This window comes from Bacillus sp. 05T21, assembly GCF_056396785.1.
Genome location: NZ_JBFTMD010000002.1, coordinates 500,645 through 513,612, shown reverse-complemented (window position 1 = coordinate 513,612; position 12,968 = coordinate 500,645). Strand labels below are relative to the sequence as shown.

Annotated in this window: 9 protein-coding genes and 2 pseudogenes; 9 read left to right on the top strand and 2 right to left on the bottom strand. The window is 37.7% G+C overall.

Annotation, left to right across the window (positions count from 1 at the left end; genetic code table 11):
* The first annotated feature begins 1 nt into the window (after position 1).
* Complete coding sequence (gene aceA, locus AC1DKZ_RS07610; protein ID WP_002125874.1) at positions 2-1,279, top strand: isocitrate lyase; 1,278 nt, start codon at positions 2-4, stop codon at positions 1,277-1,279.
* A gap of 136 nt (positions 1,280-1,415) precedes the next feature.
* Here the strand turns inward: aceA and AC1DKZ_RS07605 are convergent, their stop codons facing one another.
* Positions 1,416-1,910 carry a DUF6584 family protein gene (locus tag AC1DKZ_RS07605; protein WP_113937645.1) on the bottom strand — a complete coding sequence of 165 codons (495 nt, stop codon included), beginning with the start codon at positions 1,908-1,910 and terminating at the stop codon, positions 1,416-1,418.
* A gap of 279 nt (positions 1,911-2,189) precedes the next feature.
* Here AC1DKZ_RS07605 and cspA point away from each other — a divergent pair, with 279 nt between their 5' ends.
* Both cspA and AC1DKZ_RS07595 read left to right on the top strand, forming a co-directional pair.
* Positions 2,190-2,393, top strand: a complete 204-nt coding sequence (gene cspA, locus AC1DKZ_RS07600) for an RNA chaperone/antiterminator CspA (RefSeq protein WP_002011282.1) — start codon at positions 2,190-2,192, stop codon at positions 2,391-2,393.
* Between the two features lie 58 nt (positions 2,394-2,451).
* A pseudogene (locus tag AC1DKZ_RS07595) lies at positions 2,452-2,680 on the top strand (hypothetical protein).
* 50 nt (positions 2,681-2,730) lie between these two features.
* Here the strand turns inward: AC1DKZ_RS07595 and AC1DKZ_RS07590 are convergent.
* Positions 2,731-2,916 (bottom strand): hypothetical protein, encoded by a 186-nt coding sequence (locus AC1DKZ_RS07590; RefSeq protein ID WP_219301615.1) that lies wholly within the window; start codon positions 2,914-2,916, stop codon positions 2,731-2,733.
* 303 nt (positions 2,917-3,219) lie between these two features.
* Between AC1DKZ_RS07590 and AC1DKZ_RS07585 the strand changes: the two are divergent.
* The 6 genes and pseudogenes from AC1DKZ_RS07585 to addA all read left to right on the top strand — a co-directional run.
* Positions 3,220-3,297, top strand: a pseudogene (locus AC1DKZ_RS07585) (RNA-guided endonuclease TnpB family protein); the annotation flags it as partial.
* A gap of 49 nt (positions 3,298-3,346) precedes the next feature.
* A complete protein-coding gene (locus tag AC1DKZ_RS07580; RefSeq protein ID WP_002011279.1) occupies positions 3,347-3,928 on the top strand; it encodes a competence protein ComK in 582 nt (193 codons plus the stop codon).
* Positions 3,929-4,244: 316 nt separating this feature from the next.
* Complete coding sequence (locus AC1DKZ_RS07575; protein WP_002030302.1) at positions 4,245-4,838, top strand: TVP38/TMEM64 family protein; 594 nt, start codon at positions 4,245-4,247, stop codon at positions 4,836-4,838.
* Between the two features lie 210 nt (positions 4,839-5,048).
* Positions 5,049-5,612, top strand: coding sequence for a signal peptidase I (gene lepB, locus AC1DKZ_RS07570; protein WP_113937649.1), 564 nt, complete (start codon positions 5,049-5,051; stop codon positions 5,610-5,612).
* A gap of 117 nt (positions 5,613-5,729) precedes the next feature.
* Entirely contained in the window at positions 5,730-9,245 is a 3,516-nt protein-coding gene (addB, locus tag AC1DKZ_RS07565; RefSeq protein ID WP_476995886.1) for a helicase-exonuclease AddAB subunit AddB, read from the top strand.
* Positions 9,242-12,967 carry a helicase-exonuclease AddAB subunit AddA gene (addA, locus tag AC1DKZ_RS07560; protein ID WP_476995885.1) on the top strand — a complete coding sequence of 1,242 codons (3,726 nt, stop codon included), beginning with the start codon at positions 9,242-9,244 and terminating at the stop codon, positions 12,965-12,967. The genes addB and addA overlap by 4 nt, the downstream gene beginning before the upstream one ends.
* The last annotated feature ends 1 nt before the right edge of the window (position 12,968 follow it).

The following is a 12,968-nucleotide window of genomic DNA, read 5'->3' as shown; positions in this document are numbered from 1 at the left end:
TATGAAAAACGAAAGAATTGATAAATTGCAGGAAAGCTGGGAATTAGATACGCGCTGGAAAGGGATAACACGTCCATATACAGCTGAAGATGTAATTCGTCTGCGCGGATCGATTGATATTGAACATACGTTAGCGCGCTGCGGTGCAGAGAAGCTTTGGAAATCACTTCATACAGAAGATTATATTAATGCACTTGGGGCATTAACAGGAAACCAAGCGATGCAACAAGTGAAGGCTGGATTAAAAGCAATTTATTTAAGCGGTTGGCAAGTAGCGGCAGATGCGAACCTTTCTGGACATATGTATCCTGACCAAAGCTTATACCCGGCGAACAGTGTGCCGGCTGTTGTAAAACGAATTAACCAAACACTTCAACGTGCTGATCAAATTCAACATATGGAAGGTAGCGGTGATACGGATTATTTCGTCCCAATTGTGGCGGATGCTGAAGCTGGGTTTGGTGGACAGTTAAACGTATTTGAATTAATGAAAGGGATGATTGAAGCGGGTGCATCTGGCGTGCACTTTGAAGACCAATTATCTTCAGAGAAAAAATGCGGGCATTTAGGCGGAAAAGTATTATTACCGACGCAAACAGCGGTGCGTAATTTAATTTCGGCACGTCTTGCTGCGGATGTAATGGGTGTACCAACAATTATCGTTGCAAGAACAGATGCAGATGCGGCAGATTTAATTACGAGCGATATCGATCCAGTTGATCAAGAGTTTATTACAGGTGAAAGAACGCCAGAAGGGTTTTATCATACGAAAGCAGGTCTTGATCAAGCAATTGCACGTGGTTTAGCGTATGCGCCGTATGCAGATCTCGTTTGGTGTGAAACGTCGGAGCCAAATTTAGAAGATGCAAAACGCTTTGCGGACGCAATTCATAAGAAATATCCAGGGAAGCTACTTGCTTACAACTGTTCCCCTTCTTTTAACTGGAAACAAAAATTAGATGAAAAAACGATTGCAAGCTTCCAAAAAGAAATTGCATCGTACGGTTATAAATTCCAGTTCGTAACGCTTGCTGGATTCCATTCGTTAAATTACGGCATGTTTGAATTAGCGCGTGGTTATAAAGAGCGCGGCATGGCAGCGTACTCTGAATTACAACAAGCAGAGTTCGCAGCAGAGAAATACGGTTACTCAGCAACGCGCCATCAACGCGAAGTAGGAACAGGATACTTTGATGAAGTAGCACAAGTGATTACAGGCGGTACTTCATCAACGACTGCTCTAAAAGGATCCACAGAAGAAGAACAGTTTACGAAATAAAGGTATAAGTAGGTGCCCCCCAAAAAATTTTTGGGGCACTTTTCTTATTTATTATTACGTCGCTGACATTGTTAAACTTTGTCGGAAAGTGGATGTGATTTTATTTGTCGTCGTATTGTGGGACGTTCACTTCTATTTAAAATATCCAATCCAATATAGTGAATATACCAATAATAGCAGTAAAAAGAAGGAATGCGAATAATGATAGACAGCCCCATGTAAATAGTTTGTCTTTCCATGTTTCTTCATAATCATCAATTAGTTTCTCTATCACTTTTTTCTGCAATGGCTGTAAGGGACGTTCGGTGTGTAGTCCTGTAATAATGTTACGATCTCCTTTGAATTTTAAAGCACGTACAATATGATAAGAGTCGTTTCCCATCGATTTTTCAAATTGTAGACATGCCGCGTGCATAACATCTGTTTTCTCTTTTTCAAGATACCAATACCGTCCAGCCATTTCTGGGTATTGTAATGTAAAGTAAATGTCACCGAGTTTTTTCCTAATTTCTAATTCATTCGGATAAGTAGCGATTAATCCGTGTAATCTATCTCTTGCTTTTCCAAGGTTGTTATTTTCAATATCTTTTTCAATTCTCTTTAATGTTTTTTTAGGGATTATTTCTGTCATACACGCCTCCTTATTAGAATAGGTGTGGTTATATTTTATAAAAAATACTAAAATTTAGAAACTTTATTTTTAAAAAGGATTGTACATTCTATTTTAAGTATGCTATGATAATACCAGTTGAATAATTAAATTAAGCAATCCATATATTATCAAGTGCCGAAAACAAACGGGGAAAAGTATGTGAGAACTAGTTTATGTTTCGAATTTGATAATGTGTGGATTCTTTTTTTATACATGAAGACTAAATAATAAAATGTATTTTCTTAGGAGGAAATAATTATGACAGTTACAGGACAAGTAAAATGGTTTAACAACGAAAAAGGCTTCGGTTTCATCGAAGTTCCAGGCGAAAACGATGTATTCGTACATTTCTCTGCAATCGAAACTGATGGTTTCAAATCTTTAGAAGAAGGCCAAAAAGTTAGCTTCGAAATCGAAGATGGCAACCGTGGACCTCAAGCTAAAAACGTAATCAAACTATAATTTTATAGTTTATTATAGAAAAAAGGATGGCTTATGCCATCCTTTTTTTGTTGTTGAGATATACGATATTTATATTAGTAATAAAGACAGCCTAAAAAGTACGATTGAAGAAATAAAGGCGTACTCGAAAACTTATGAAAATGATAAAGTGACGGTAATTGATTTGAGGAAGTCTCATTCTCGTTATTTAGATCAAGAACCATATATAATCATAGTACAGGTTGAAAGAGATACAGAGAATCTTGGAAGAAAAAATAGTAGGTTTTTTTGAGGATGAAGAAGAATGAAGGAAATGGTAATCAGTATGTAAAAAGGCTTTCCCGTAAAGGAAGGCCTTTTAGTGTTCTTTCACAGCTTTTTTCTTTTCACGTTTCTTGCATTCTGGACATTTAGATTTACGAAAAGGCTTCGCGAAGAACAGTAAAATAAAAAATAAACCGAATATAATACTCGCTGAATTTTTTACGATAACAATGCTACTATTTTTCATTTGAATTGTTGGATGATCTTGATTTTCTTCCATGAGAGACCTCCGTATATTTGATTTATATTTTAATTATAGCAAAATTAATTGCTGTAATTATATGAAAAGGGGAATGTGTTAAACATATTACAAATGATATAAATTCTTTTTTCGTATATAGAATCCTTTTTTTTATACAGATTATTCCTTTAATATTCACATATCATTATTAACAGATTTGTATTATATTTGATTTATTATAAGTATTTGTAAAGAATCGTGGAATGTAAACCATTTCCTTTTCGTAGGTGCTACTATAAAAGGGAAATGAAGAAGGGAAATTAAATAGCAATCGAAAATTAAAAAAAGAGAGGTGAAAAATCTGTTACTAACAAAAGAGCGAGTATAGATAAAAGTATTCTTAGCGTGCAAAAACTACATACTTTAAGGATATACATTTGCCTATATTTGTAGTAGCAGACAGTAGACTATGGAAAGTAAAGTAGAACGTTATGTCGAAAACTATGTTGTAAGCAAAAATACAATGGCCTTACTTCCTGTTGTTCTAGGAGAAAAGAAAGTTGTTACGCGAATTGTTGAAATGGAAGATTCTTTTTTCGTATTTCAAAAGCCTCTTGATATTATAGAGAGAAGCTGCCGGAAGCATGGTTCTAGTTTCTTTGGAAGAAAAGAAGGAACGAAGGAGTTAACTCGTATTACACATAAAGCTCCTATCGCAATTAGCCCGACAGATCAACTTTATTTTTTCCCTACGTATTCTTATTCTCGAAAAGAGTGTGCGTGGTTGTCTCATTTTCATATTGAAGATAATAAAGAATTAAAAGATGGAAATCTTATTATTAGATTTATAAATGGTTTCGCTGTGAAACTAGAAATGTCAAAAAGTAGCTTTGAAAATCAGCAAAATCGTACAGCGAAATTACGGACAGAGTATGAAGATCGTAAGAAAAAACAAGGAAATCCTTGCTTTAAAGAGATTGATAAAAATGAAGAATCTAAATTAACACCAGCATATGAGAAAGTGTATTTTGTGAAGGAAGGCGAAGTGTGAGAGGGAAAGGATGGGGAGACTCATCCTTTTTATTTGTCTGTTTTTGTCGGAAAGTCGATAAAAATCAAATTGTAGTCGATGTATTCAGAAGATTACCGAAAAAATTATCAAAAAATATTGTTCCTCAAACAACCAAACGTACAACAAACCTTGTCGAATATTGAAAGATTATTATAGCATAATAATGAAGGAATTCTAGCGAATGATATGGAAACTTTAATAAATACATCTCCATATGTCGTATCTACCATTTCCTCTTTCATTTAAGCGATGATACAGTAGAGGTAGTAATTAGAGTAAAGGGGTAAAGTGTAGAATGGATTTTCAAACAATCAAAGAGTATTTTTCACCAGAAAATATGGATCATATTGTTGAAAGTTATCGTGCGTTCGGACCGCTTCTCGGTATTGGCTTACCGATGATAGAGGCGCTTATTCCGGCATTGCCACTCATTGTGTTTGTGTTGGCGAATGCTGTTGCATTTGGTTTTTGGTTCGGTTTTCTTTATTCATGGATTGGGTCAGTAATTGGTGCAATGCTTGTATTTTTCATTATTCGTAGCTTTGGAAGAAGTCGTTTCTTTTCTTTTGTAAATAAGCATGAGAGAGTGCGAAAAGCGATGGGATGGATTGAAAGAAAAGGGTTCGCGCCAATCTTTGTTATATTTTGTTTTCCGTTCACACCATCTGCGCTTATAAACGTTGTAGCTGGTTTATCTCGCATTAGCGTAAAACAGTTTGGACTAGCATTAGCATTTGGAAAGCTTGTTATGATCTTTATTTTAACGTATATCGGTCATGATTTAGTGTCATTTATTCATAAGCCGGTGAAATCGGTTATTGTGGGCGTTGTTATTTTTATTTTATGGTATGTCGGTAAAAAAATTGAAGTAAAGTTAGAACTACAGTAGGAAAAGTCTTCTTTGTCCCGCTATTTGAGGGCAATAAAACTCCCACCAAAAAATTCGACTGAAGCAAAGAAGTTAGGTGGGAGATCAAACTGCCCGTAAATGCCCGATTGGTGCGGGCTAATAATCGGTGGGGGATGAACAAAACCCCCACCGATTAAGTTTCACTTTATAAATGCAAGCTTCATTATTAAAGGGCGAGGGGAGAAGCGAATGAAGAAAACTTTGAAAAAAGAAGGGCTAGAGTGGATAAGAACAATTTTAATTGGTGTACTATTAGCTGTATTTTTTCGAACGTTTTTCTTTTCAACGTACGTTGTAGAGGGGAAGTCAATGATGCCGACATTGCAAGATGGAAATATGCTCGTTGTGAATAAGGTGAGTTATCAAGTAGGGGACTTGAATCGATTTGATGTCGTCGTTTTTCATGCGAATAAAAAAGAGGACTATGTAAAGCGAATTATCGGTTTACCTGGGGATCATATCGAATATAAGCATGATAAATTATATATAAACGGACAATTCGTGGAGGAACCTTATTTAGAGACGTATAAGAAAGAGACGAATGGACGGCAATTAACAGGTGATTTTAAATTAGAAGAATTAACGAAAGAAAAGTTTGTACCACCCGGTTCTATTTTTGTAGTTGGTGACAACCGCCTTGGTAGTTGGGATAGTAGGCACTTCGGCTTTGTGAAAGCTGATACAGTTGTCGGTAAAGTTGATTTACGATATTGGCCGATTCAAGAGGTACAAACGAATTTTTCAAAAGGCTGATATAATAAAATGAAGTATAAGGAAAAGACAAACGAGTATGTTTGTCTTTTTTATCGTCCTATAATACAATTGTGATAGCAAACTAACGTTCGTTATGTAAGTGAAAGGTGGGGTTACATGTCACTTCGATTTGTGATTGGTAGAGCTGGAAGTGGAAAAAGTACACTTTGTTTACACGAAGTGCAAGAAGAGTTAAAACAGCGCCCAAGAGGGAAAACAATATTATATCTTGTGCCAGAACAGATGACATTCCAAACGCAGCAGGCGTTAATTGGGAGCGAAGATGTAAGAGGTTCTATTCGGGCACAAGTTTTTAGTTTTTCGCGATTAGCGTGGAAGGTGCTGCAAGAAGTTGGCGGAGCGAGTCGTCTTCATATTGATGAAGCTGGTGTACATATGTTGCTTCGTAAAATTGTAGAATCTCGTAAAGATGGACTATCTGTGTTTCAAAAAGCAGCGGAGCAAAACGGTTTCTTTGAACATCTTGGTAGTATGATTGCTGAGTTTAAACGTTACAATGTGACGCCGTCTAACGTATATGAAATGTGGCAACAATTAGACACACATAGCAGTAGTGCAGAGCAAAAGCTACTAGCGAATAAAGTGTATGATTTACAGTTACTATATGATGATTTTGAACGTGCTTTAATCGGAAAGTATTTAGATTCAGAAGACTACTTACAATTATTAATTGAGAAGCTTTCAGACTCTGAGTATGTAAAAGACGCGGAAATTTATATAGATGGATTCCATTCATTTTCTCCTCAAGAGCTAGAAATCGTTAGAGGGCTAATGAGATTAGGAACAAGAGTAACAATAACATTAACGATAGATGAAAAAACGTTAGCGCAGCCAGTGAATGAACTAGATTTATTTTATGAAACGACGTTAACGTATGAAAAAATAAAACAAGTAGCGCGTGAAGAGAAAATAGAAATTGAAAAAACAATTCCACTTATGGAACAACCGCGTTTTCATTCTCCAGCATTAGCTCATTTAGAAACACATTATGAAGCGCATCCGAATGAAAAGTATCATGGTGAAGCGAGTGTGACAATTAGTACAGCAGCTAATTTACGAGCTGAAGTAGAAGGTGTAGCTCGTGAAATTAGAAGACTTGTGGCGGATGAAGACTATCGTTACCGAGATATCGCAGTCCTTCTTCGTAACGGAGAAAGTTATTACGACGTAATGCGAACGTTATTTACGGATTATAATATCCCACATTTCATCGATGAAAAACGCCCAATGTCACATCATCCGCTAGTAGAATGTATTCGTTCTGCACTCGAGATTATTAGCGGGAATTGGCGTTATGATGCAGTATTTCGCTGCGTGAAAACAGAGCTTTTATATCCATTAGATGTAAGAAAAGAAGCGATGCGCGAAGAGATGGATGAGTTTGAAAACTACTGTTTAGCGTACGGTGTACAAGGGAAGAGATGGACTTCTGAAGATCCGTGGATGTATCGTCGTTATCGTTCTCTTGATGATGCGAGCGAAATGATAACAGACAGTGAGCGTGAAATGGAAGAGAAAATAAATCGACTTCGCGACGTTGTAAGAACGCCAGTTATTCGTATGCAAAAAAGACTGAAGCGTGCTGGAACAGTTATGCAAATGTGCGAAGCGGTATATTTATTTTTAGAGGAGCTTGACGTTCCGAAAAAACTAGAAGAATTACGTGCTCGTGCAGAAGAAAATGGAGATTTCTTATTTGCGACAGACCATGAGCAAGTATGGGAAGAAGTGATGAATCTTCTTGATACGTTCGTTGAGATGCTTGGCGAAGAGAAGATGTCCCTTTCAATGTTTACGGAGGTTATGTCGACAGGTCTTGAGGCACTTCAATTTGCGAACATTCCGCCGTCACTAGATCAAGTGTTAGTTGCTAATATTGATCATTCTAGATTATCAGATATTAAAGCGACGTTCATTATTGGAGTAAATGAAGGAGTGATTCCAGCAGCGCCTATGGATGAAGGTATGCTTTCTGATGAGGAAAGAAATGTTCTCACCGCTGCAGGTATCGAATTAGCACCAACGACGAGACAAACTTTATTAGAAGAACAGTTCGTTATGTATCAAATGGTGACGAGAGCATCTGAGAAGTTATACATTTCCTGTCCGCTTGCGGATGAAGAAGGAAAGACGTTACTTGCTTCTAGTTTTATTAAAAAAATAAAAAGAATGTTCCCTGATGTGAAAGAATCGTTTATTACGAATGATGTAAATGACTTATCGCGTTCGGAACAAATCTCATATGTAGCAACGCCAGAAGTAACATTGTCTTATGTCATGCAGCAATTGCAAACGTGGAAGCGTTACGGATTTGAAGGCAATTTAGACTTTTGGTGGGACGTATATAACTTCTACGTTACTTCAGATGAATGGAAGCAAAAAAGTAGCCGTGTGTTATCAAGTTTATTCTACCGAAATCGTGCACAGAAACTAAGTACAGATGTAAGTAGGGATTTATATGGAGATACAATTAAGGGAAGCGTTTCTCGTATGGAGCTATTTAATCGCTGTGCGTACGCTCATTTTGCTCAGCACGGTTTATCGCTAAGAGAGCGTGATATTTTCAAACTTGATGCGCCAGATATCGGTGAGTTATTCCATGCAGCGCTGAAGAGAATTGCAGACAAGTTATTACGTGAAAATCGGACTTGGGCGGATTTATCAATAAAAGAGTGTGAACACCTTTCTGCTTTAGTAATAGAAGAAATTGCACCGTTATTACAAAGACAAATTTTATTAAGTTCGAACCGTCATTTCTATTTAAAGCAAAAACTACAACAAATCATTTTCCGTACGTCACTTATTCTTCGTGAACATGCGAAGTCGAGTGGATTTGTACCAGTTGATTTAGAAGTACCGTTCGGTATGGGCGGGACTGGATCTCTTCCACCAATGGAATTTGCGTTGCCAAATGGTGTGAAGATGGAAGTAGTTGGCCGTATTGACCGTGTTGATAAGGCGGAAGATGAGTGTGGTACGTTCCTTCGTATTATTGATTATAAATCAAGTTCGAAAGCGTTAGATTTAACAGAAGTGTATTACGGACTCGCACTTCAAATGTTAACGTATTTAGATGTTGTTACTTCAAATGCACATACGTGGATGAAAAAGGGCAGTACTGCATCACCGGCGGGTGTATTGTATTTCCATATTCATAACCCGATTGTTGAGATGAAAGGCGATGCATCTGAAGAAGAAATTGAGAAAGAAATTTTAAAGAAATTTAAAATGAAAGGTCTCGTACTAGGAGATGCTGACGTTGTGCGTTTAATGGATAATAAACTTTCAACAGGAAGCTCTGATATTATTTCTGCTGGTCTGAAAAAAGATGGTAGTTTTAGTGCGCGTTCTAGCATTGCAAGTGAACAAGAGTTTAACGTACTTCAAAAATATGTACACCACTCGTTTGAAAACATCGGAAAAGACATTACAGAAGGTGTTATCGATATTGCTCCTTACAAAAAGGGGAATAAAGCGGCATGTACGTTCTGTAACTTCAAATCTGTTTGTCAGTTTGATGAATCACTTGAAGATAACCAATTCCGTACGTTAAAAGATATGAAAGATAGCGAAGCGATGGAGAAAATTAGAGAGGAGGTTGGCGGAGAATGATAGAAAATTGGCCTCAGAAACCAGAAGGTAGTCAATGGACAGATGACCAGTGGAAAGCGGTTGTAGCGAACGGACGTGATATTTTAGTTGCAGCGGCAGCTGGATCAGGGAAAACAGCGGTATTAGTTGAACGTATTATTAAAAAGATTATAAGTGAGGAAAATCCAGTCGATGTCGACCGCCTGCTCGTTGTAACATTTACGAATGCAGCAGCGCAAGAAATGAAAAATCGAATTGGGGAAGCGTTAGAAAAAGTATTAATTGATGGGCCAGGTTCACAGCATATAAGAAAGCAGCTTAGCTTATTAAATAAAGCTTCCATTTCTACAATTCATTCATTTTGTTTACAAGTTATTAGAGGATATTATTACATGCTTGATGTCGATCCTCGTTTTCGTATTGCGAACCAAACAGAAAATGAGTTATTAAAAGAAGAAGTGCTAGATGACATATTAGAAGAAGAATATGGAATCGAAGATAATAGTATTTTCTTTGAACTAGTTGATCGTTATACGAGTGACCGTAGTGACGATGACTTACAACGAATGATTTTAGCGCTTCATACAGAATCAAGAGCGCATCCAAACCCGGAGAAGTGGCTTGATAAATTAGTAGAAGCATACGACGTTGAAGGAAAGACGATTGAAGATTTAGTGTACGCTTCTTACTTATTAGAAGATGTGAAGTTTCAGCTTGAAACAGCGGAAAAGCATATTCGTAAGGCGACTGAACTCGCAATGCTTCCTGATGGTCCAGCGCCTCGCGTTGAAACTTTACAAGCGGATTTAGCTTTACTTGGAACGTTATCCTCAGCAGCGCGTGGATCGTGGACAAGCGTTTATGAAGCGATGCAAAATGTATCGTGGCAAACGTTAAAGCGTATTAAAAAAAGTGATTACAACGAAGATGTTGTAAAACAAGTAGATTCTCTTCGTAATAAAGCGAAAGATGAAGTGAAGAAATTACAAGAAGAGCTATTTAGCCGCAGACCCGAAAGTTTCTTACGAGATTTTCAAGATATGCATCCTGTATTAGAGAAACTCGTGAAGCTTGTAAAAGTATTTACAGAGCGTTTCCAAGCGATTAAGCGAGATAAAGGAATGGTCGATTTCACAGATTTAGAGCATTTCTGTTTGCAAATTTTAAGCGAGCAAAGTGAAGACGGTGAAATGAAGCCGTCAGCAGTAGCACTTCAATATCGTAATAAATTTGCTGAAGTACTAGTCGATGAATATCAAGATACGAATTTCGTACAGGAATCAATTATTAAATTTGTAACGAAAGATTCCGAGAGTGAAGGAAACTTGTTCATGGTTGGTGATGTAAAACAGTCAATCTATCGTTTCCGACTAGCAGAGCCTGGTTTATTCTTAGGAAAATATAAACGTTTCACACAAGAAGGATCGGGCGGCGGAATGAAGATTGACTTAGCGAAAAACTTCCGTAGCCGTCATGAAGTGCTAGCAGGTACGAACTTTATTTTCAAACAAATTATGGGCGAAGAAGTCGGCGAAATCGATTATGATGCTGACGCTGAATTAAAGCTAGGTGCTAGCTATCCAGAAGGTGAAGATGTAGCGGCAGAGCTATTATGTATTCAGCAAACTGAGGAAGAAGTGCAAGACGGTGAAGAAGGTGCCGAAGTAGAAAAAGCGCAGCTTGAAGCTCGTCTTATGGCGCAGCGTATTAAAGCAATGGTCGATTCAGGCTATGAAGTGTATGATCGTAAAACCGATAGTATGCGCCCAGTGCAATATCGTGATTTCGTTATTTTACTTCGCTCCATGCCATGGGCGCCGCAAATTATGGAAGAGTTAAAACTACAAGGAATTCCGGTATATGCTGACCTTGCGACTGGTTACTTTGAAGCGACAGAAGTAAATATTATGATGAACGTATTCCGCGTCATTGATAACCCGATGCAAGATATTCCGCTTGCAGCTGTACTTCGTTCACCGATCGTTGGACTAAATGACGAAGAACTTGCGACGCTTCGTGCTCATGGAAAGAAAGGCTCGTTTTATGAAGTGATGAGCTCATTCTTAAAGGGAGCGCCGCTTGAAGAAGAACAAGAACTGCATGATAAATTAGAGTGGTTTTATAACTTACTGCAAGGGTGGCGTGAATTTGCGCGTCAACAATCTCTTTCTGATTTAATTTGGAAAGTGTACGGTGAGACAGGCTATTACGACTTTGTCGGCGGTTTACCAGCCGGAAAGCAAAGGCAAGCAAACCTGCGTGTACTTTATGACCGTGCAAGACAATATGAAGCAACATCGTTTAGAGGATTATTCCGCTTCTTACGCTTTATTGAGCGTATTTTAGAACGCGGTGATGATATGGGAACGGCGAGAGCTTTAGGTGAACAAGAAGATGTCGTTCGTATTATGACGATTCATAAAAGTAAAGGGCTAGAGTTCCCAGTCGTATTTGTAGCGGGACTAGGTCGTCGTTTTAATACACAAGATTTAATGAAACGTTTCTTACTGCATAAAGACTTCGGTTTCGGTTCACAATTTATCGATCCTCGTAAACGAATTAAATATACGACATTATCGCAACTAGCAATTAAGCGTAAAATGAAAATGGAATTAATCGCGGAAGAAATGCGCGTGTTATACGTAGCGTTAACGCGTGCGAAAGAGAAGTTAATTTTAATTGGAACGGTTAAAGATGCCAATAAAGAAATGGAAAAATGGCTCGATGCAAGAGAGCATAGTGAATGGTTATTACCAGACCATATACGCGCTGGAGCGTCATGTTATTTAGATTGGATTGCACCTTCCTTATATAGACACCGTGATAGTGAAAGGCTTCTTGAATTAGGACAAGGAAATATTCCAGGTGAAATTTATGAATATAGTGCTAGCTGGAAAGTAGAAGTTGTTGAAGGAAAAGATTTACTTGCACCAGAACCAGTTCAAGAAGAGAAACAAGAGTTATTAGAAGCGCTTCGCGATAAAAAAGCTGTTCCGTTAGAAAGTGAACGGAAAGAAGAAGTGTACGACAGATTGATGTGGGAATACGGGTATGCGGACGCGACATCTCACCGTGCGAAGCAGTCTGTTACAGAAATAAAGAGAAATTATCAATCTGAAGAAGGTAGCGATAACGCCTTTATTAAAAAACTTCGTGCACCAATTAAAACACGTCCGCGCTTTATGGAGAAAAAAGGGCTAACATACGCAGAGCGAGGGACAGCAGTCCATGCCGTTATGCAGCATGTAGATTTGAAGAAACCAATTACGATTGAAGTTCTTCAAGAACAAATTGCAAGAATGGTAAATAAAGAGCTATTAACATTTGAACAAGCTGAAGAAATAGCGATTGAAAAGGTAATTTCATTCTTTGACAGTGACTTAGGTAAAAGGGTATTAGCAGCAAAAAGTGTTGAGCGCGAAGTACCATTTACGATGATGCTTTCAGCAGAAGAAGCGTATCAAGATTGGCAAGGGAAGAAAGGCGAATCAATACTTGTCCAAGGGGTTATCGACTGCATGATCGAAGAGGAAGACGGAATTACTTTAATCGACTTTAAAACAGATACGATTGAAGGAAAGTTCCCAGGCGGATTTGATCTAGCGAAACCAATTTTAGAAGACCGATACAAAGTACAGCTTTCACTATATGCAAAAGCACTCGAGAAAAGCTTAAAACATCCTGTGAAAGAGAAATGTTTATATTTCTTTGATGGAAATCATGTTGTAAATATTGACGAATAGA